Source organism: Actinoplanes lobatus (assembly GCF_014205215.1).
GTDB lineage: Bacteria > Actinomycetota > Actinomycetes > Mycobacteriales > Micromonosporaceae > Actinoplanes > Actinoplanes lobatus.
In genome coordinates this window covers 5,477,298-5,497,561 of sequence record NZ_JACHNC010000001.1, presented here as the reverse complement: position 1 = coordinate 5,497,561, position 20,264 = coordinate 5,477,298, and the positions used below count along the sequence as shown (strand labels likewise).

General features: G+C 72.0%; 19 protein-coding genes and 1 riboswitch. Of the genes, 10 read left to right on the top strand and 9 right to left on the bottom strand.

Annotated elements, in window-relative coordinates; genetic code table 11:
- Nucleotides 1–120: 120 nt before the first annotated feature.
- Nucleotides 121–1,185, bottom strand: coding sequence for an epoxide hydrolase family protein (locus BJ964_RS25210; RefSeq protein ID WP_188122990.1), 1,065 nt, complete (start codon nt 1,183–1,185; stop codon nt 121–123).
- 83 nt (nt 1,186–1,268) lie between these two features.
- Here BJ964_RS25210 and BJ964_RS25205 point away from each other — a divergent pair, with 83 nt between their 5' ends.
- Nucleotides 1,269–1,691 (top strand): MarR family winged helix-turn-helix transcriptional regulator, encoded by a 423-nt coding sequence (locus tag BJ964_RS25205; RefSeq protein WP_188122989.1) that lies wholly within the window; start codon nt 1,269–1,271, stop codon nt 1,689–1,691.
- Nucleotides 1,692–1,834: 143 nt separating this feature from the next.
- On the opposite strand, the gene BJ964_RS25200 is transcribed toward BJ964_RS25205, so the two are convergent.
- The 3 genes from BJ964_RS25200 to BJ964_RS25190 all read right to left on the bottom strand — a co-directional run bounded on the left by BJ964_RS25200 (nt 1,835) and on the right by BJ964_RS25190 (nt 4,358).
- The gene (locus tag BJ964_RS25200) at nt 1,835–2,821 is read right to left on the bottom strand and encodes a C40 family peptidase (RefSeq protein WP_229807344.1); all 987 of its coding nucleotides are present in this window, start codon (nt 2,819–2,821) and stop codon (nt 1,835–1,837) included.
- A 17-nt stretch (nt 2,822–2,838) separates the two neighbouring features.
- Nucleotides 2,839–2,974: riboswitch (cyclic di-AMP (ydaO/yuaA leader) on the bottom strand.
- A gap of 122 nt (nt 2,975–3,096) precedes the next feature.
- A complete protein-coding gene (locus tag BJ964_RS25195) occupies nt 3,097–4,005 on the bottom strand; it encodes a M56 family metallopeptidase (RefSeq protein ID WP_188122988.1) in 909 nt (302 codons plus the stop codon).
- Complete coding sequence (locus tag BJ964_RS25190) at nt 4,002–4,358, bottom strand: BlaI/MecI/CopY family transcriptional regulator (protein ID WP_188122987.1); 357 nt, start codon at nt 4,356–4,358, stop codon at nt 4,002–4,004. Before BJ964_RS25190 ends, BJ964_RS25195 begins: the two co-directional genes overlap by 4 nt.
- A 73-nt stretch (nt 4,359–4,431) precedes the next feature.
- Here BJ964_RS25190 and BJ964_RS25185 point away from each other — a divergent pair, with 73 nt between their 5' ends.
- From BJ964_RS25185 to BJ964_RS25160, 6 genes are all read left to right on the top strand, one after another.
- On the top strand, nt 4,432–5,844 hold the full coding sequence (locus BJ964_RS25185) for a cytochrome ubiquinol oxidase subunit I (RefSeq protein WP_188122986.1): 1,413 nt from the start codon (nt 4,432–4,434) through the stop codon (nt 5,842–5,844).
- 12 nt (nt 5,845–5,856) lie between these two features.
- On the top strand, nt 5,857–6,837 hold the full coding sequence (cydB, locus tag BJ964_RS25180) for a cytochrome d ubiquinol oxidase subunit II (protein WP_188122985.1): 981 nt from the start codon (nt 5,857–5,859) through the stop codon (nt 6,835–6,837).
- Nucleotides 6,838–7,346: 509 nt separating this feature from the next.
- A complete protein-coding gene (locus BJ964_RS25175) occupies nt 7,347–11,459 on the top strand; it encodes an ATP-binding cassette domain-containing protein (protein WP_188127145.1) in 4,113 nt (1,370 codons plus the stop codon).
- A gap of 10 nt (nt 11,460–11,469) precedes the next feature.
- Nucleotides 11,470–12,042: a TetR/AcrR family transcriptional regulator gene (locus tag BJ964_RS25170; RefSeq protein ID WP_188122984.1), complete on the top strand. Its 573-nt coding sequence runs from the start codon at nt 11,470–11,472 to the stop codon at nt 12,040–12,042.
- A gap of 226 nt (nt 12,043–12,268) precedes the next feature.
- Nucleotides 12,269–12,589, top strand: coding sequence for a hypothetical protein (locus BJ964_RS25165; RefSeq protein WP_188122983.1), 321 nt, complete (start codon nt 12,269–12,271; stop codon nt 12,587–12,589).
- Nucleotides 12,586–12,996 carry a hypothetical protein gene (locus BJ964_RS25160; RefSeq protein ID WP_188122982.1) on the top strand — a complete coding sequence of 137 codons (411 nt, stop codon included), beginning with the start codon at nt 12,586–12,588 and terminating at the stop codon, nt 12,994–12,996. Before BJ964_RS25165 ends, BJ964_RS25160 begins: the two co-directional genes overlap by 4 nt.
- Here the strand turns inward: BJ964_RS25160 and BJ964_RS25155 are convergent.
- Entirely contained in the window at nt 12,977–13,330 is a 354-nt protein-coding gene (locus BJ964_RS25155) for a hypothetical protein (RefSeq protein ID WP_188122981.1), read from the bottom strand. The two genes, BJ964_RS25160 and BJ964_RS25155, sit on opposite strands and share 20 nt — an antisense overlap.
- Before the next feature lie 302 nt (nt 13,331–13,632).
- Here BJ964_RS25155 and BJ964_RS25150 point away from each other — a divergent pair, with 302 nt between their 5' ends.
- The 3 genes from BJ964_RS25150 to BJ964_RS25140 all read left to right on the top strand — a co-directional run bounded on the left by BJ964_RS25150 (nt 13,633) and on the right by BJ964_RS25140 (nt 16,214).
- Nucleotides 13,633–14,385, top strand: a complete 753-nt coding sequence (locus BJ964_RS25150; protein ID WP_188122980.1) for a class I SAM-dependent methyltransferase — start codon at nt 13,633–13,635, stop codon at nt 14,383–14,385.
- Nucleotides 14,386–14,784: 399 nt separating this feature from the next.
- On the top strand, nt 14,785–15,522 hold the full coding sequence (locus BJ964_RS25145; protein WP_188122979.1) for a hypothetical protein: 738 nt from the start codon (nt 14,785–14,787) through the stop codon (nt 15,520–15,522).
- 26 nt (nt 15,523–15,548) lie between these two features.
- Nucleotides 15,549–16,214, top strand: coding sequence for an N-acetyltransferase (locus BJ964_RS25140; protein WP_188122978.1), 666 nt, complete (start codon nt 15,549–15,551; stop codon nt 16,212–16,214).
- Here BJ964_RS25140 and BJ964_RS25135 read toward each other — a convergent pair.
- The 4 genes from BJ964_RS25135 to BJ964_RS25120 are packed head-to-tail and all read right to left on the bottom strand — an operon-like array spanning nt 16,211 to nt 20,057.
- Complete coding sequence (locus BJ964_RS25135; RefSeq protein WP_229807346.1) at nt 16,211–16,771, bottom strand: GNAT family N-acetyltransferase; 561 nt, start codon at nt 16,769–16,771, stop codon at nt 16,211–16,213. The genes BJ964_RS25140 and BJ964_RS25135 overlap by 4 nt on opposite strands.
- Nucleotides 16,768–17,709 (bottom strand): glycosyltransferase family 9 protein, encoded by a 942-nt coding sequence (locus BJ964_RS25130; protein WP_188122977.1) that lies wholly within the window; start codon nt 17,707–17,709, stop codon nt 16,768–16,770. Before BJ964_RS25130 ends, BJ964_RS25135 begins: the two co-directional genes overlap by 4 nt.
- Nucleotides 17,710–17,758: 49 nt before the next feature.
- Entirely contained in the window at nt 17,759–18,961 is a 1,203-nt protein-coding gene (locus BJ964_RS25125; RefSeq protein ID WP_188122976.1) for a glycosyltransferase, read from the bottom strand.
- 58 nt (nt 18,962–19,019) lie between these two features.
- Nucleotides 19,020–20,057 (bottom strand): glycosyltransferase family 2 protein, encoded by a 1,038-nt coding sequence (locus BJ964_RS25120; protein WP_188122975.1) that lies wholly within the window; start codon nt 20,055–20,057, stop codon nt 19,020–19,022.
- Between the last annotated feature and the right edge of the window lie 207 nt (nt 20,058–20,264).

The following is a 20,264-nucleotide window of genomic DNA, read 5'->3' as shown; positions in this document are numbered from 1 at the left end:
CGATTATGCCCCCGTCGCGCCGCCCACCGGCCACGGACGGGCCCCGACGGCTGTCCCGACGCCGATCCGCTTTTCGCACCCACCGCTCCTCCCTGGCCGCTCCCGGCGCTCGTGCCGGGGTCATCGGCCGGTCAGGGTGCGGAAGAAGGTGGTCACGTCCGCGGTGAACAGATCGGGGACCTCCAGGGCGGCGAAGTGGCCGCCGCGCGGGAACTCCGTCCAGTGGCGGATGTCGTGGCGCTGCTCGGCGAGCGGGCGCACGGACTGCGTGATGTCGCCGGGCAGGACGGCCACGCCCAGCGGGACCGGGCACGGCGCCTGCTGACCGTCCAGGCCGCTCTCCTTGACGATGCGGGCCGCCGAACCCGCGGTGCGGAACAGCCAGTGATGGGCGACGTCCGCCACGATGCGGTCGTCGGGGACGGGCGTGGCCGGGTCGGCCCAGGTGTCGAACTTCTCCCCCAGGAAGGCGAGCAGCCCGGCCGGGGAGTCGTTCAACGCATACGCCGGGGTCTGCGGAGTCGCGGCGAACAGGATCTGGTGCGGGTGCCGGTTGGCGGCCAGCCGCATCGTCCTGGCGAGCCGCTCCTGATCCTCGGGGCCGAGACCCTCCGCCCGGCCAGGGGTCGGCAGGTAGTTGACGTGGACGCCGACGACCCGGTCGGGGGCGACCGCGGCGAGCGCCCGGGAGATGCCGGAGCCCCAGTCACCGCCCTGGGCGCCGTAGCGCTGGTATCCGAGGCGGGACATCAGCTCGGCCCAGGCCTCGGCGACCCGGCGCAGGCCCCATGGCCGGGTGGTGGGCCCGGAGAGCCCGAACCCGGGGATGGCCGGGACGACGACGTGGAAGTGCTCGCTGAGCGGGCCGATGACGTCGAGGAACTCGACGGTGGAGCCGGGCCAGCCGTGGGTGAGCACCAGAGGCAGGGCCCCGGGGTCGGCCGAACGGACGTGGAAGAGGTGGATCCGGTCGCCGCCGATCTCGACGACCTGCCGCGGGATGGCGTTGAGCTCGGCCTCGTGCGCCCGCCAGTCGAACCCGAGCCAGCGGTCGGCGAGTGCCCGGACCCGGTCGAGCCGGATGCCGTAGTCGCCGGGTGCGGCGTCGGGCCACCGGGTGCGGCCGAGCCGGGCGGTCAGATCGTCGAGTTCGGATTGCGGGACCCGGAGACTGGATTCGTTCATGTGGCTAACGTTAGACTGGCGAACGTTCAGAAGTCCAACGTTAGATTCATCAACGTTAGAGAGCCCAATGTTAAAATCGCTACGTGGAAGAGCTGCCAAGCTGGGTGCTGAGTCAGGTCTCGGCGCAGGGTCACCGGATCATCGTCGAGAGGTTCGGGGCGGTGGGGGCGCGGGGCTACCACTACCGGCTGCTGCACTCACTGGTCACCGACGGTCCGGCCAGTCAGGCGGCGCTCGGCCGCCGCACCGGGATCTATCTGAGCGATCTGGTCGGGGCGCTCAACGAGCTGGAGTCGGCGGGCTATGTGCAGCGGTCACCCGACCCGGCGGACCGGCGGCGCAACGTCGTCGGGCTCACCGAGCGAGGGCGGGAGCGGGCCGTGGAGTTGTCGGAGCGGGCGCACGCGGTCCAGGACGAGCTGCTGGCGCCCCTGTCCGGCCCCGAGCGCGAGCAGCTGACCGGGCTGCTGCAGCGACTGTGGGAGCACCATCGATCGGGTGGGTGACGGGCCGCTCACGCCCGGCGGGCGCGGCACGGCCGGGACGGACCGGAGAGCTCGCGGGTCGCCCACGGCGGTTCACGAAGGCGTACGGAATCAAAAGAAAGACCGCCGGCGCGAAACGACGGCGGTCTTTCCCGGAGGGTTTTCTAGCCCGGTCGGCGATAGCCGGCGATGGGCCCCCGATCGATGGTGGCCATCCGCACATGGTCTCCCGTGTGCGGAGCGTGCACCACCTGACCGCCACCGATGTAGATGGCGACGTGATGCACGTCGGAGTAGTAGAAGACGAGGTCACCCGGCTTCAACTCGCTCCGGCTCACCGCTGTGCCCGAGCCCCACTGGTCCTTCGTGTAGTGCTCGAGGTGCACACCGACCGCGGCCCACGCCTCCTTCGTCAGGCCCGAGCAGTCGTAACTGCCCGGCCCCTCGGAGCCGAAGACATAGGGCTTGCCGATCAGGTCGCACGCCTTCTGCGCGGCACGGCCACCCTTGTCGTTGGTGTACGTGACCGGGCACGGGCCGGTGCGCAGAGGGCCGTCGTCGATGTTCGCGTCGCCGTACGCCTGGATCCGGAGCTTCTGGAGCTTCGTGATCTCCTTCTCGATCGCCGTCTTCTTCGTCCCGAGATCCGTGTCGCGGGCGGAGATCTCGGACTCGAGCTGGTCGACCTTGGCCTTGTCGGCGGCGTACTTGTCGCGGAGCTTCGCGACGTTGGAGATCGAGGCCTCCTGGTTCTGGGCGAGCTGGTCGAGCAGCGTGAGCTTCTCCACCAGACCGTCCGGGTCACCACTCAGCAGAGCGTTGAGGTTTCCCGGCGGGCCCTGCATGTAGGCGTCGACCGCCAGACCTCGCACCTGCGCCATCGCGACATCCACCTGAAGCTGAAGCGGCGTCAGCGTCTTCGCCAGCTGCTTCTGCTGCTTCCGCAGCTTGGTCAGCTTCGTGTGGTTGGCGTTGTAATCCTCGATGACGGGCTCGAGTTTGTTCCACTCTTCGTCGATCTGACCCTCGACGGTGGACGGCGAGGGAGTGGCATGGGCCGCCACCGGACCCGTGATCACCAGGCCGGCCGCGGCGAGCGCGCAAACCAGGATGCGCAGCAGGCCGGCGCGACGCGCGCCATTGCGTTTCACGTTGTGTGCGTCGTCCTTTCTTCCCACTCAGCCGCCGACCGGGTTAGCTGACGGGTTCGGGCGGGAAGCATGCCCGGCCGGGCGTGGTGCCACGGCTTCACCCCACTGACCTGGGTCCCCGGTTCGCGTGTCGCGATTGGGCGGTGGTTCGCCAGATCGGCCGGATGGACGATGGGGGGCTGCCGAACCGGGGACCACCGTACTCGGATCATGCCGGCAAATGAAGGTCGCACAGCCCGCCGAACTGTACGAACAGTTGTCGATACGGAGGGTTACTAAAATGGCCAGGTATTCAGTGCACGCCCCAGCCACGGCACGACGACGATCACTGTGGGTAACACCAACAGGCCCGCGGCCGCTGCCGTCCCGGCCACCGCGAGGGCCGTCGAGCTACGGCCCGGACGATCCAGCCGCGCCAGGCGCCGCCGCCGCGATTCACCCTCCGGGTCGGCGGTCACCTCCTCCGCCAAGGGGACGGCGTCGGCGAGACGAGCCAGCGCGGCCCGCAGCGGCGCGTGCCCGGCGCGGCGCCTCGCGGCATCGTCGGCCACCATCTCCAACAACAGGTGTACGGCGTCCAGCGGCGCCTTCGACCGCAGCGGCCCGGGCACGGCCTGATAGAAGGCCGTGAACGACTCCATCACCAGTTCATGCTTGTGCCGCAGGTGGGCTCGCTCGTGGGCGAGGACGGCGTCGATCTGCTCCCGGTCGAGCACGTCGAGCACGCCGTCGCTGAGCACCACCCGCGGGTTCCGGCCCGGCACGCAGTAGGCCAGCGGCAGGGGCGCCTCCAGCACCCGCACCTCTCCCCCGCTCAGCCCGTCATGGCGTTCCACCCGATCAAGGAGGTCGACGAGCATGCGATGCCGGTCGCGCCGGGCACGGGCCCGGGAGGTCACCTTGACGAGCGAGACCACCAGCCGGGTCACGATGGTCGCGGCCACCGCCAGGGAGAACAGCAGCGCCGCGACGGTCTCCGGGTGCCGTGCGCCGGCCGCACGGACCACCTCCTCCGGGGCGGCGAGCACGACCCCGAGCGCACAGAGCACGGCGGTCAGGGTCAGCGCCTGCCAGAGCAGCACCGCGGCGACCGGGGCGCGGTCCGGCCAGCGGGCGTTCGCCAGCAGCCTCGGCACGGCAAGCGACAGTGTCAGCCCGAGGGCGCCGAGCAGGAGGGCGGTCACCGCTCGATGTTACGGGCGGCCTTCTCGATGGCCGCCTTCAGCGCTTCCGGTGGCAGCTGGCCGACGAAGTAGGCGAGCGCGGCATCCCGGTCCGGCGTGGCGCTCAGCGCGTCCAGCATCACACCGGCGGTCATCTCCTCGCGGGTCTGCGCCGGGGCGTAACGGTAGGCGCGATCCGCTCGCTGCTGAACGACCAGGCCCTTCTTGGCGAGCCGGTCGAGGACGGTCATCACCGTCGTGTACGCCAGGTCGCGGTCACGGCTGAGCCGGTCGTGCACCTGCCGGACGGTGAGCGGCTCGCGTGCGTCCCACAGTTTCGCCATGACCTCGCGCTCGAGGTCGTTCCTCGCCATGTGAGGCAGTCTACTGCACAGCGTCGTACTACGAGTCGTAGTATCTACTACGAATCGTCGTAGAGGGGTTGCCATGGACGTGCTCGACCTGACTCGATTGCAGTTCGCGGTCGTGACGATCTACCACTACCTGTTCGTGCCGGTGTCGATCTGCCTGTCCGCCACGGCGGCCGGATTCCACCTGGCCTGGCTGCGCACCGCCCGCGAGAAGTACCTGCACCTGACCAAGTTCACCGGGAAGCTGCTGATCGTCACGTTCGCGGTCGGCGTGGTCACCGGCCTGGTGCAGGAATTCCAGTTCGGGCTCGGCTGGAGCGCGTTCGCCCGGTTCTACGGCGACGTGTTCGGGCCGACGCTGGCCATCGAGGGGATGCTCGCGTTCTTCCTCGAGGCCACGTTCCTGGCGCTGTGGTATTTCGGGTGGGACCGGCTGCCCCGCCGCCTGCACGCCGCCACCATCGTGGTCGTCGCGGTCGGCACGCTGCTGTCGGCGTACATCATCCTGGCCGCCAACTCGTTCATGCAGAACCCGGTGGCGTACGAACTGGATCCGTCGACCGGGCGGGCCGTGCTCACCAGCTTCACCGAGCTGATGACCAACGAGGTGGTGCTCGCCGCGTTCCCGCACACGATGGGCGGCGCCGCGATGGCCGGCGGCGGGCTCCTCATGGCCATCGGCATCTGGCGCACCGTCGCCGACCCCGCCTTCCGCACGCTCGCCCGGGTCGGCGCCTGGACCATGCTGATCGGCGGTGCGGTCACCGCGATCAGCGGCGACCACCTGGGCAAGGTGATGACGGCCGTGCAGCCGATGAAGATGGCCGCCGCCGAGGCCCTCTACGAGACCGCGACCGCGGCGCCGTTCTCCGTCTTCGCGATCGGCGAGCTGGGCCACGACCGGCCGTTCTTCAGCATCGAGATCCCGGGCCTGCTGTCCTTCCTCGGCACCGGATCGTTCGGCGGGACCGTGCAGGGCATCGACGACCTGCAGACGGCGTACACCGCCCAGTACGGGCCGGGCAGTTACGTACCGATGATCCCGGTCGCGTTCTGGACCTTCCGCCTCATGATGGGCGCCGGGATCCTGGCGATGGCGGTCGCCGCCTACCACCTGTGGTCCACCTGGGAGACCACCCGGCGTGTCCCGCCGCTCCCCGCGTTCCTGCGGCCCGGCCAGGGCACGCCACGCTGGCTGCGCCGGTTCGTCCTGCTCGCCCCGGCGCTGCCGGCCGCCGCCAACACCTTCGGCTGGATCTTCACCGAGACCGCACGACAGCCCTGGCTCGCGTTCGGCATCTCGAAAGTGGAGGACGGCGTCTCCCCCGGCCTCACCAGCGCCGAGGTGATCGCCTCCCTGGCCGGATTCACCCTGATCTATGGCCTGCTCGCCATCGCCTGGTACCGCCTGATCGTCCACCTCTCCCGCCAGCCGCTCACCCCGGTCGCTTCCGAGCAGGAAGAGCCCGAGCCGGTTCCCGCCTACTAGGAGTCGTCTCCCATGATCACGTTCTGGTTCGCGGTCCTCGTCCTCACCTGGGTGCTCTACTTCGTCCTCGAGGGCTTCGACTTCGGCGTCGGCGTCCTCTCCCCGGTCCTCGGCCGCGAGGAGCACGAGCGCGGCGCGATCATCCGTACCGTCGGCCCGTTCTGGGACGGCAACGAGGTCTGGCTGGTCGCCGCGGTCGGCGTCACCTTCGCCGCCTTCCCCGCCTGGTACGCCGCGCTGATGTCCGCCCTCTACCTGCCGATGGTCGCCATCCTGCTGCTCCTCGCGGTTCGCGGAGTCGCTCTCGAGTTCCGCGGCAAACACGACTCGCCGTCGTGGCGCCGTCGCTGCGACCTGCTGCTCGCCGCGAGTTCCGGTGGCATCGTGCTGCTCTGGGGAGCGGTCCTCGGCGTACTGGTCGACGGCCTCGCCCTCGGCAGCGACGGCGAGGTCACCGGCACCGGGCTCAGCCGCAGCCTCGGTCCCCTGCTCAGCCCCGCCGCCGGTCTCGGCGCGCTCGCCGCGCTGCTCGCCGCCGTCCTGCTGGGCGCGACGTTCCTCGCGCTGCGCACCACCGGCCCGGTGCGCCGCCGGGCACGCGACGTGGCACGCCACACCGGCACGGCCGGCGCGGTCACCCTTCTGCTCATCGGCATCGGTACGGGCAATCGCCTCGCCCTGGCGGCGGCGGCCGTCGTGTTCATCGCCGGGCTGCAGGCGCGGCGCTCCCGGGAGGGCACCGCCTTCACGGCCGTCGCCCTGGCCGTCGCCGGCGCGGTCGCCGCGGTCTTCACCGCCCACGGATCGGTGGTGCTGCGCAGCACCCTCGACCCGGCCTGGTCCCTGACCCGTGCCTCGGCCGCCGCCGGCCCCGAGGCCCTCCGCCTGATCACCATCGCCGGGGTGCTCATCCTGCCCGGCGTCCTGGTCTATCAGGCCTGGTCGTACTGGGTCTTCCGGCGCCGTGTCGCCAGCGAGCGGGTCGCCTCGTGAACCCGGCCCACCCCGTCTCCCGGGCCACCGTCGACGAGCCGCCCTCCCCCGAACAGCTCTCGGCAAACGGCCCTCACCCCGCACCCAGAGGCGCCCCCACCTCCCCTTCTTCCACATCCTCACCCGCCGCACCCTCACCCGCCACGTCTGGCGATCTTGGACGATCGACCACCGCCACGGGCGGGAAAACACCCAAGATCGCGAAGCGGGAGGACCGCGAGCCAGCCACGGCGAATCTTGGACGATCCACCACCGCGACGGGTGGGAAAACACCCAAGATCGCGAAGCGGGAGGACCGCGAGCCAGCCACGGCGAATCTTGGACGATCCACCACCGCGACGGGTGGGAAAGCGCCCAAGATCCGGGAGCGGGAGGACCGCGAGCCAGCCACGGCGAATCTTGGACGATCCACCACCGCGACGGGTGGGGAGAGGCCCAAGGTTGCGAGGCGGACCGGACGACAGGAGTCGCGGCCGAGTGCGGCCGCGCGACAGGAGACGACGTCGGGACTGACGGGCGCGCGGGTCTCCCGCGGGCCGGTCGACCCACGGCTGCTCCGCCACGCACGGACCAGCCGAGCCGGGATCGCCCTGCTCACGCTCATCGGTATCGGCCAGGCCGCGGCAACGATCGCCATCGCGGTGGCCCTGTGCGGGATCGTGACCGGGCTCGTGACCGGCCGCTCCGTGACGGTCTTCCCCGAGCAACTGACCGGGACGACCGCGATCCTCCTGCTGGCCGCCGCGTTCACGGCACGCGGCGCACTGGCCTGGGCGGAACAGGTGGTCGCCCAGCGCACCGCCGCCACGGTCACCGACGAGCTGCGCCGCTCCCTCCTGGACCGGGTGATCCGTCGCGGCCCCGCCTGGGTCGCCGCCTACGGCTCCGGCCGGCTGACGACCGTACTGGGTACCGGCCTCGACGCCCTGCGCCCATGGTTCTCTGGTTACCTGCCCGCGCTCGTGCTGGGCGCCCTCCTGCCCCCGCTCGTCATCGTGATCATGGCCGCGGTGGATCCCGCCTCCGCGGTGATCGCCCTGCTCACAATGCCGTTGCTGCCGATCCTGGGTGCTCTGATCGGCTGGGCCACCAAGGCCCGCGCCGAACGGCGCTGGGCCGCGGACGCACGCTTGGCGGGTCACTTCCTCGACGTCGTGCGCGGCCTGCCGACCCTCAAGATGTACGGGCGCGCCGACCACCAGATCGACGTCATCGCCGATCTGACCGACCGCCATCGAGCGGCGACCATGCGTGTGCTGCGGGTCGCGTTCCTCTCCTCGACCGCCCTGGACCTGGTCGGCACCCTCGCGGTCGGCCTGATCGCCGTCCAGGCGGGCCTCCGGGTGGCGGCCGGCGCCATGGACCTCGGCCCGGCCCTGCTGGTGATCCTGCTGGCACCGGAGGCCTACCGCCCGCTGCGTGAGATGGCCGCCCGCTACCACGCCTCCACCGACGCGGGCGCCGTCATCGCCGACGTCGACGAGATCCTCACCGCCCCGTCACCGTCAGCGACCGGTCTCGCCGTCGAGGTCCGATGCGTCCCCACCTCATCGCACCGGGTCCCGGCGCCCGAGGGATTCCGGCCGAGCGACACCGGCCGGTGGGGTGTCCGCGCCGCCGGGCTCCGGGCCCGCTACCCCGGCTCGCTCACCGACGCGCTGCTCCTGCCGGAGCTGTTCGTGCACGCGGGGGAACTGGTCGCGTTGCGTGGCCCGTCCGGCGCGGGCAAGACCACCGCGCTGCGCGTACTGGCCGGACTGCATCCCGCCGAATCCGGTGCGCTCGCCGTGGGCAGCACGTTCTACCTGCCGCAGCGCTCGGCGTTGCCGCACGCCCGTACGGTCGCCGACGCCTTCCCGGCCGGGACCGGCCCCGCGGAGATCCTTGCCGCGCTGCGATCAGCCGGCCTGACCGGCGAGATCACCCCGGAGACACCACTCGGCGAACAGGTCTCCGGAATCTCCGCGGGCCAGCGCCAGCGCCTGGCGCTCGCCGTGCTGCTGCACCGGGCCGGCCGGGCGATGTCGTCCTCCTCCTCGCGCCTGGTCACCACCGCACAGGGCCGCCTGGCGCCCCGGTTCCCCCCACCGGTGGTCACGTTGCTGCTGGACGAGCCGACCGCCCACCTGGACGTGACGGCGGAACGCCTGATCATCAACCGCCTGCGAGACCTTGCCGCCCGGGGCTGTGCCGTCCTGGTGGTCGCCCACCGCCCGGCCCTGCTGGCCGCCGCCGACCGCATCATCGACGTCGCCCCACCCGCTGCCCCGGCCCTGCTGACCAGCACGGTGACGGCCGTCATCCCCAACGATGCCGAACAGCCCTCCTGGTCGGCCGGGCCATCGACGGCCGCCGTCCTCCGGCCCACGACCTCATCGCCCACCCCCACCCACCAGCCGGTTCAGCCATCGCCGGCCACACCCGCCCAGCCGCTGCCCACTCCGGCCCCGAATACGGCACCACCACCGCATGGCCTGGCCCCGCACACGGCCAGCCGGCCAGGGCGACAGGGCACGGCACAGAAGGCAGCCGAAGCCGCACGAGACCTGAACGCCACCACCCACACCCGCCCCAGCCGATCAGGCCCGAAAGAACGACAGGGCACGGCCCAGAAAGCCGCCGAAGCCGGCCGCGGCTTCCCAGGGCGGCGGGGGTGGGGCCGGTTGCGGCGGCCCGGGACGGCGGTCGCGCTCGGCGCCGGGTCGTCGCTGGCCGGGATCCTGCTCACCGGGGCTGCGGCGTGGCTTCTCGTACGGGCATCCGTCCTGCCGCCGGTGCTGAGTCTCTCGGCGGCGGTCGTGCTGGTGCGGGGCAGCGCGGTGGCCCGGCCGCTGTTGCGCTACCTGGAACGGCTACTCGCGCACGACGTGGCGTTCGCCTCCTTGGGCGCCCGCCGTGCGCAGGTCTACGCCAACCTGATCCCGCACGTTCCGGGGCCGCGGCTGCACCGGCGCGGCGACCTGCTCACCCGGCTCGTCGATGATGTCGACGCCCGGGTCGACGGGCTCCTCCGCGGCCGCCTGCCTATGATCACCGCCGCCGTGACGGTGACGGTCTGCGTGCTGGTGGTGGTGTGGGCGGCCCCGGCGCTGGGGGTACCGCTCGCGGTGGGCCTGGTGATCGCGGGAGTCCTCGCCCCGGCGATCGCCGCCCGGCAGGTGGACCGCCAGGAAGCGGCAACCGGCGCGGCCCGCTCGGCACTCCGCGACGCGGTCGTGGAGACCGTCGACGGAATCGAGGAACTGAGCGGCGGAGGCGGCCACCCGGGCGTACCACAGGAGCGAAGCCGAACCCTGGCCGCGCTGGAGGCACGGGCGGCCCGTGGAGCCGGGCTGGCAGCGGCGACCGCCCACCTGGGCTGGGGCGCTGCCGCTGCCGGAGCCGCTGTTCTTCTCACGCGCGGAGGTCTGTCCGCGGAGTGGAGCGCCGTGGTGCTGCTGAGCGTGATCGTGCTCGGCGAAACGGTGGCCGGCCTACCTGAGGCAGCGATCGCCGGGCGGCGTGCCGCCGGAGCCGAGCACCGTGTCTCCGTCCTGACAGCCGGTCGCCCACCGATCAACATGACAGTCAAGCCAGATTTCGATATGGACGACGGTGCAGCCGATGCCGACTTCAACATGGATGACGGCGTAATCCATACAGACGTCAACATTCTCGGCGTGGATGGGCGCATCTCCGTTGCTCGCCCGATGCCGGCCGCGGAAGCCTCGGAATCATCGGAGATGCGGGCGGCCGGCGCCGTGGTCGACCGTGGACGGGGCGAGGTTCGGGTCGAAGGGCTTGTCGCCGGGTGGGATCCGAGGCGGGAGCCGGTACTCAACTGCCTGGATCTGCACCTTCCCGCGGGATCGCGGACGGTGGTCACCGGACGATCAGGCTCCGGCAAGTCGACGCTCGCCGCCGTACTCGCGGGTCTCCTGACGCCCCACGCCGGTGCGGTCATCGTCAACACGCCCGACGCCGGCACAACCAATGCCAACACGCCCAACACCGGCACGGCCATCGTGAATGTGCCCGACGCCGGCACGGCCATCGTCGACGCGCCCAGCACTGGCAACGCAGACAACACCGGCGCGCACGCCGCTACCCGAGACGGCGCCCGCACCGCTTTCGAGGGCGGCACCCGCACCGGAACCGAAGGCGGCACCGCCGGCGGCAACCGCACCACCACTGTCACCGCGGTGGGGCAGACCGTGCTGGTGGGGGACGACACCGGGCATGTCTTCGCGTCGACCGTGCGGGAGAATCTGCGGCTCGGGGACCGGGCCGCGAGCGATGAGCAGCTCGACGCTGTTCTTCGGCGGGTGGGGCTCGGTGAGTGGCTGGCGGGGCTGCCGGCCGGGCTGGACACCTGGCTGGGCACCGGCGGCAGCACCGTATCCGGTGGGCAACGCCGCCGTCTCGCGACCGCACGGGCGCTCCTCGCGGATCCGGCGCTGCTGATTCTCGACGAACCCACCGAAGGGATCGACGAGGACGGCGCGCACCGGCTGATGGCGGACCTACTGGGGGCGGCCGACGGGCGTACCGTGCTGGTCTTCGCGCATCGTGTGGAGGGTTTCGGGCTCGCGGACCGGATCCTCAGCCTCAGCCGAGGCAAACTGACCGATATAACCCCTTAAGCTGGATATCGTGGCACGCACGCCTGCACCGGGCACCCGGGACAGCATCCTGACCGCGGCCGCCGGGCTCTTCTACGAGCACGGCGTCCGCGCTGTCAGCATGGCCCAGGTGGTCGAGGCGGCCGGCTGCGGCAAGAACCTGCTCTACAGGCACTTTCCGAGCAAGGCGGAGCTGGCGGCGGCGTACCTCACGCTCGTCCGCCATGAGCGGGAACGCTCGGTGACCGAGGCTCTGCACTGGTCCACCGATCCGGTTGATCGGCTGCTCGCGCTGACCGGGGAGGTCGCCGACATGGTTCGGCGGCCGGGCTATCGGGGGTGCGCATTCCGCAACTATCTGACCGAGTTCCCGGACGAGGACGACGAGCCCGCCCGTGTCGCCCAGGCCTATCTGGCCGACAGCCGCGCTCAGTGGGACCGCCTCGTCACCGGCATCGGCGGGAACGCACTGCTCGCCGACCGGATCTGGCTCATCGTGAACGGCCTGTACACCGGGCCGCCCGGGCAGGCCGACGTCGCCGTCGAATGGATCACCGAACTGGTCCGCGCGGAACCCGGCAGCGTCATCAGCGCCACCCGTTGAGGCGCCACCCGACCACGAAGCGCACCTACCCGGCGCGAAGCCGGGAGAGCCGGCGCGAAGCCGGGAGAGCCAGCGCGAAGCCGGGAGAGCCAGCGCGAAGCCGGGAGAGCCAGCGCGAAGCCGGGAGAGCCAGCGCGAAGCCGGGTCGGTCTCGGGATCCGGGGTCGGGAGGGTGGCCTACGAATATCCGGGTGAGCGGGTCGGGGGCGACCGCTATGTTCGGCCGGTGGAACGTCTCTACCATGTCACCTCGGTCCGCAACCGGGATTCGATCCGGAGATTCGGCCTGGACTCGTCACGGATGGGCGCGGCCCGTGGCATCGCGGGCAGCCGGGGACCAGAGGTCGACGGGATCTTCCTGGTGGACGAGCACACCGCCGGCTTCTTCATCCGGATCAACAACACGGGCGGACCGGTGGACGTGTGGGCGGCCGACGGCATCGACCCGGCGTCGCTCGTCATGTCGCCGAAGGGGTTCGAATACCTTCCCGGCACGATCTCCCGGGACCGGATCACCCTCCACCGTCAGGACGTTCCGCTCCCGTGACGGCATTCCCGGACGAAGCTGTCGTGCCGTTCGACTGCGGCACCTGTCCGCCGGGCGCGACCGCCACGTTCAGCGAGACGATCGCCTACGGCCGTCTGTGCTGGTCACGTCTCCACTCCTGTACGGACGGCCCGGTCCTGGAATGCGGCTGGGACGAGCCTCCGCCGGAGTTGCGTCAGGTGCTGCTGGACCAGTGCGGCGTGTTCCGGCTGCGCCTGTCCGGGATCACCTCGCGGGTCACCGTGATGAAGGTGCTCCGGGAGCGTGGCGCGGCACTCTCCGACATCGCCGCAATGTTGACGACATTGACTGGTCAAGGTGTGACCGGCACCGAGATGGAGTTGCGCCTGCTGTCAATGCGTCTCGACGGGACCGGTGTCATCACGCTCAGCCGCGAGTGCGTGTGACCGATGACAGCCCGTACGGAGTGTGACCGGCCCGGAATCGCCGCAGGTGATCGAGGCACGACCGCAGCACCTTCTCGAAGAGGTCCGGCTCCCGGTCCAGCGTTCCCTGGTAGCGCGACTGATCCTGCTCGACCGTGAGCCCGGTCAGCGTCGCGCCGTCCGGCCCGGGGACGAGCCGTGCCTCGTAGACCTGCTGACCCTTCCACGACCGCCACAACCGCAGCACGCCGGCGTCATCGAGGTGGACCATCCAGCGGATCTCCATTGCGTACCGGCCGAGTCCGTCGCGCAGCAGGCCGACCGCGTCGTTGCCGAGAACGATTCCCGGTTGCACCGGAGCCGGCCGCAGATCCAGGGCGGGCGTGGCCTCTCCTGCGAACAGCGGCCGCAGATCCGGTGAGGCCAGCGGACCACCGCGCGAATCCCGGCGGTCGGCGTCGGCGGGAACCCACGGGCCGGGATAAGCCGAGGCCGCGAACCTAGCCCACGAAGCGGATAAGCCGGGGCCGGGAGCCTGGCCCGCGAAGTTGAAGGCCGGGGTCGACCGCCTGGCTGACGGTCGGCGGCCGCGGAAACGGGATGCGTTTTCGGCTGTGGCGCGGGCAGACTGCGGAGCGGCATCGGGGGGAGCGCGTCGTGCGTACGTTTGAGGAATTGGTTCTGGAAGGCTCTTCGGCGGACGTCGACGGGTGGGGTTTCGGCTGGCTGGACGGGCGGGCCACCGAGGAGCGGCCGCCGTGGGGATATGCGCGGCTGCTCGCGGCCCGGCTGGCCGGGGTGTCGTCGGCGGTGGATGTGGACACCGGCGGTGGGGAGATCATCGGTGGGATGCCGGTGCTGCCGCCGCGGATGGTGGTGACCGAGGGCTGGCCGCCGAACGCCGCACGTGCCCGGCAGCTGCTGGGGCCGCGTGGCGTGGTGGTCGCCGAGGTCGCGCCGGGTGATCCGCTGCCCTTCGCGGACAGGACGTTCGAGCTGGTCAGCAGCCGTCATCCGGTGCGGCCGGACTGGCCGGAGATCGCCCGGGTGCTGGTGCCCGGTGGCGGCTACCTGGCGCAGCATGTCGGTCCGGCGTCGGCGTTCGAGCTGATCGAGTGGTTTCTCGGGCCGCTGCCGGTGACGAATCTCGCTCGCGATCCGGAAAGCGAGGCGGCGGCGGCACGGCGGGCCGGCCTGGAGGTCGTGGATCTGCGGACGGCGCGGTGCCGGATGGAGTTCTGCGACATCGGGGCCGTCGTATGGATCCTGCGTAAATGCGTCTGGTGGGTGCCGGACTTCACCGTCGACAGGTATCGCGAGCGGCTACGGGCGCTGGACGCGCACATCCGGGAACACGGGTCGTTCGCCGCGTGCTCGACTCGGACGCTGATCGAGGCCCGGCGCGGCTGACCGGTCCGGGAGCCGCCCCTCCACGGCGCCCGGCCGCGGCCGCACTACCCAAAGGCGGCAAACGCCGGCCGACGCGGCACCCGAAGGCCGACGGCCGGCGGGCGAAGGGCAGCGGGCCAAGGGCAGCGGGCCAAGGACGGCGGGCCAAGGACGGCGGGCCAAGGACGGCGGGCCAAGGACGGCGGGCCAAGGACGGCGGGCCAAGGACGGCGGGCCAAGGACGGCGGGCCAAGGACGGCGGGCCAAGGACGGCGGGCCAAGGACGGCGGGCCAAGGACGGCGGGCCAAGGACGGCGGGCCAAGGACGGCGGGCCAAGGACGGCGGGCCAAGGACGGCGGACGGAGCGCTGCCTACGGCCAAGAGCCTGGTGAGAAGCGAAGCTTACTTACTCTGGCGGGATGCGGCTGACGGAGATGAGCGGCACCTGCTACCGGACCTCGATCAGCGTGCTGGGACGGCCGGGCGGCGGCATCCGCTGGGTGCTGATCCCGACGATCCACATGGGGCATGCGGACTACTACTGGGAGATCTGGCAGCGGCTTCGCACCTGTCAGGCGGTCATCGCCGAACAGTACGACGGGCCCAGCTCGACCGGGCTCGCCTACATCACCGCGATGCGCTGGACCGGGCAGCGGGTGGCCCGGCGACTGGTGCACCAGGACATCGACTACGGCGCTCTGGGCGTACCGATCATCTTTCCGGACGCGCACCTGGGGCCGGAAGCGCAGCCGGACCGTCGCATGCCCCGCGAAGGGTTGGCGGATCTCGCCCTCATGACCCCGTATCTCGCCATCCAGATGGCTCTCACCGGGTCCGACCCGGTGGAGGGCATGACGTCGCTGGAACTGACCGACGAGAGCAGGCCGCGGTTCGCCGACGAGTACCTGACCCGGATCATCCTCACCGAACGCGACGAACTGCTGCTCGGCGCGATCGGGGAGATCGACGGCGAGTTCGCGGCGGAGGACATGGAGGTCGCCGTCGTCTTCGGCGCCCTGCACATCCCGGTCGTGGTCCGCGAGCTGCGGAGGATCGGCCACCGGGTCGAGCCGGGCACCCGGTGGCTGACCGCGATCGACTTCGAGGAGCCGCCCTACCTGCGCAAACCCAGCCTGGACGGCTGGATGGACTGGTAGTCGCGTGTGGATGATCTACTGGGTGGGTGACTGATCTACGTGAGACCGTCGTCCGGTGGCAGCACGGCTGGGCGGTGGCGCGTTCGGTCGCCCCGCCGGAGGCGGTCGACGGCGGGCTGCGGTCGGATTCCCGGCAGCCGACCCGCGATGTCGATTACCTGGCCCTCGACGTGGATCCGGCCACGCTCGCCGGGCTGGCCGGCCGGGTCGCGGCGGAGCGGGCGGTGACCTGGCTGACCGTGGCGACCATCGATCCGGACGCGACGGCCGCGGCGCTGGAGGCGGCCGGGCTGGTGCTGCTGCAGAAGTCCGAGGCGATGATGGCGATCGACCTGCGGAAGCATCCCCGGCGGGAGGCGGCCGCCGGCTACCGGGTGGAGACCGTCCGGTCCGGTGCGGTGGTGACGGCCACCGTCGTCCACGAGTCGGGTGAGGTGGCCGCGTGGGGCAACGCCGGGCTGTCCGGCACGGACGCGGTCGCCGACAAGATCGAGACACATGCCGCCCACCGGCGCCGGGGTCTGGCCAGCACGGTGATGGGCTCGCTGGCGGCCGAGGCGGTGGCGGCGGGCGCCGAGCAGGGCCTGCTCATCGCGAGCGTGGACGGCCAGATGCTCTACCCTAGGCTGGGCTGGCGGACGATCGCCCACGTGCTGATCGCCACCATCCCCGGCCGGGTCGCCCCGAACTAGCGGAGTTCGCGCAGGTCCAGGGCGTAGAGGAGTTTGTCGTAGCGGGCCTCGCCGACGGCCACGAAACGGTCGAGACGGCCGTACTGGTGGAAGCCGAGTTTCTTGTAGAGGGCCGCCGCGCGGGTGTTGTCGCCGCGCAGGTCGAGGGTGAGGACCTCGATCCGGTGGCGCAGCGCGGCCGCGATCAGAGCGGTCAGCAGGGTCCGCCCGAGGCCGAGGCCCTGCCGGTCCGGGTCGACGGCGAGTTTCTCCAGGTCGGCGTTGGGCCGGTGGGTGGGCCGGCCGTAACGGCGCCAGTACCCGAATCCGGCCACCTCCTCGCCGCCGTCGGTGGGGAGGACGGCCAGGGCGATCGCGGCGTCGCCGGACGGGACGGCCGCGGTCAGCGTCTCCAGCAGGGCGGCCACCTCGGCGGCCGGCGGCGGCTCCACCCAGCCGAGCGCCGCGCCACCGGCGACCAGGGCGCGCAGCAGCGCCACGACACCGGCGGTCTCCCCCTCGGTCAGCCCGTCGGATCCGATCAGCCGTACTTCCCAGTCGCCCACGGCGAAAGTCAACCAGAATCCTCGGTCGGCAACTCGACTACCTGGACCTCGTCGGCGGCGGCGAGCACCTCGTCGGGGGTGATCGCGAGCAGCGCGGGGTGGACCGGGCCGGGCAGGTCGCCGCGTTCGCTGCGGGTGCCGTGCCAGATCGGGCGATGACAGGGGCGGTCCGCCGGCGGCCCCCAGCGTTGCGGCGACACCGGGCCGAACAGGGTGACCGACGGCGTCCGGTAGGCGGTGGCGAGATGGGAGATCCCGGTGTCGCCGCTGATCACCAGCCGGGCGGACGCGACCAGGGCGGCGAGTTCGCTCAGCCCGGTGCGCGCGACCGCCTCCTCCGGGAGCCCGGCGAGCGCGCTCACCCGTACACATAGGTCTCTCTCGGCGGCGGAACCGGTGATCAGCGGGTGGTGGCCCGCGGCGCGCAACCGTCGTGCGACGGCCGCGTAGCGGTCCGGAGGCCATCGCCGGGCCGGCGATTTCGCGCCGGGATGGATGATCGTCATCCCGGCCGGGACATCCGCGTGCGGCGCTTCAAGATCAAGATCAATTTCCGAGCAGGGTACGCCGTAATAGCGCACCAACCGGCACCAGCGCCGGACCTCGTGTTCGTCGTCGTGCCAGCCGGGCCCGTCGTGGTGCCCGGCCGGCGTGCTGGCGAACGCCCACAGCGCGCCCGGCCGCAGCGCCAGCAGGCGGCGGTGCGATTCGGGACCGGAGCCGTGCAGGTTGACCGCGAGCCGGGGCTCGGCGGGCGCGCCGTCGAGGGGTTCGAGCTCGCCGGCCGGGACGATCCGGTCGATACCGCCGATCGTGACGATCAGCGGGGTGAGCCAGGCGGGGGCGGCCAGCGCGAGGGTCTCGCCGGGAAAGGCGGCGCGGAGCCCGCGCAGGGCGGGCACCGCGGTCGCCAGATCTCCCACACCGAGCGCGCGCAGGACCAGGATCACGGGTACGAGCTCTCCTGTACGAGCCCGGTCAGGTGGACGTCGAGGGGGTTCAAGCGACTGCCTCCAGGTTCGCGACGGCCGCGTAGACGGCGGTCAGGCGCTCGGCGATACGTGGCCACGAGTAGGAGGCGGCGGCCCGGTCGGCGGCCGCGGCGGCGTAGCCGTACCGGCGGACCTCGTCCCCGGCGAGCCGGCGCAGCGCGAGGGCCAGGGCGCGCGGGTTGCGGGGCGGCACCAGATCGCCGGTGACGCCGTCGACGACCGTGTCGGTGAGCCCGCCGACCGCGGTGGCGACCACCGGCACCCCGCAGGCCATCGCCTCCAGCGGGGTGAGACCGAACGGCTCGTACCAGGGCGTGGTGGCGAGCACGTCGGCGGACCGGTACCAGGCCGGCATCTCGTGCGCCGGAACCGCGCCGGCCAGCCGGACCCGGTCCGCGACCCGGCAGTGCTCGGCGAGAGCCCGGAGCCGGCGGGCGTACGGCTCGGCGTCGAGTTCCGCGGCCGGTGGACCGCCGACCACCACGAGCTCGGCGCCGGGCACCGCCGGCATGGCCCGGATGCTGTCCTCGATGCCCTTGCGCTCGACGAACCGGGCCACCGTCAGGATCCGGTTCAGCCCGGGGGTGCGCTCCACGGCCGGACCCCGCGAGCTGAACCGTTCGGTGTCGACCCCGGACGGCACCAGCGACATCCTCGACCGCGGCACCCCGAGGGGCAGCAGTTCCCCGACCTCGTCGCGGCATTGCACGATCACCCGGTCGGCGGCCCGCCCGATGTGCCGTTCGTAGCCGATCCGCCCGGGCGGGCTGGTGTCGGCGGCGCCCTGGTGGCGGCGTTCGACGGTGCCGAGGGCGTGGAAGGTCTGCACCATCGGCACCCCGCAGGAGTGCCCGGCGTCGAGGGCGGCCAGCCCGCTCATCCAGAAGTGGGCGTGCGCCACGTCCGGCATCCACTCGGCGCGCCAGTCGGCGGCCATCCACGCCGCGAAGGCGCCCAGGTACGGCAGCAGCTCATCCTCGGGCAGCGCCTCGGCCGGCCCGGCCGGTACGTGGACCACGTCGGCCCGCTCCCCCATCGGCACGACCTCCGGCAGGCCGGGGCTGTCCCGGCGGGTGTAGACGCGTACCTCGTGCCCGTTGGCGGCCAGGGCGGCGGCGAGTTCGGCGACGTGCGAGTTCTGCCCGCCCGCGCCGGCGCCACCGAGCGCCGCGAGCGGGCTGGCGTGTTCGGAGATCATCGCGATGCGCATGTCTCCGCCTCCAGCAGGCCGTCCCGGTCGAACGGCACCGCGTCGTGGAGCGGCGCGCTCACCGGGGCCACCCTCCGTGTGGCGCGGTGGAACCGTCGGGCAGTGGAACGGACGGCGCCTCGGGAACCGGCCGGTGCGGCTCGGCGCCGCGCCATCGCAACCAGCCGCGCAGCCAGTGGGCGATCGCCACCGGGGGGATGACGGTGCTGGTCACCAGCATGGTGGCGACCTCGCGGGAGTCGCGGGGGCCGGGAGCGATGCGGGCCAGCGCGAACTCGGCGGTCCCGGCCGCCCAGCCGGCCGCGGCCAGGGCGGCCACCGGCGACCAGACCCGGTCTCCGGTGGCCACGCGCAGGAGGGCCGATCCGGCGGCCGCGGCCAGGCAGGCGGTGACCACGGCGTGCCGGTGCCTGCGTCCGGGCGGAATCCCGAGCACCGTATGCCAGGCCGGTCCGTAGAGGCGGCGCAGCAGGGCGTCGTCGGCGTTGCCGCGCTGTACCCGTACGCTGATCCATCGATCTTCCGGACGGACCGGATGGGTGGCCCGGCGACGGCCGCGGTGCAGCTCCCAGCCCGCCAGCCGGACCCGGAAGGCCAGCTCGGCGTCCTCGCGGAAGGCGCGCGGCAGCCGTTCGTCGAAGCCGCCGGCGCGGGCCAGCGCGGCCCGGCGGTAGGCCATGTCCGCGGTGAGCCACTCGCCGTCGGCGAGGGACGCGGTGACCCGCTCCCAGTCGGTGGGCGGCCGGTCCGGCGGCAGCGGCACCCGGAGATCGCCCTGCACCCCGCCGACGGTCGGGGCCGTCGATCGCAGATCGTCGACCAGCCGTTCGACCCAGTCCGGGTCGGGCAGCACGTCGTCGTCGAGGAACGCCACCCATTCGCCCGCAGCGGCCCGCCAACCGGTGTTGCGGGCCGCGGCGGGCCCGGCGGCGCGGCCCGCGATCACCCGGGCGGGCACTTCGAGAGGGGTACGCCGGTCGGCCCGGTCGTCGACGATCAGCAGCTCGATGTCGGGCGGCAGCGAACCGAGCGCGGCCAGCAGCGCGCCGAGGCTGACCCGTCCGACGGTGGGTACGACGATGCTGGCGAACGTCACTCCACGCTCCGGTAGGTCTGGGCGTTGATCCCGAGAACGCGCATGCCGGGCCGCATACCCCTGGATCTCCGCTCTAACCGCATGATCATCAACTTCCCCCGGATAGCTGGTATCCCGGTTTTCCTGCACTTTCACGGCGAACATTTGCCGCAAGGCACGTTTCCGTACGATCCGGTGTGGGCGGACTGGCCGAGACCGTGACCACAG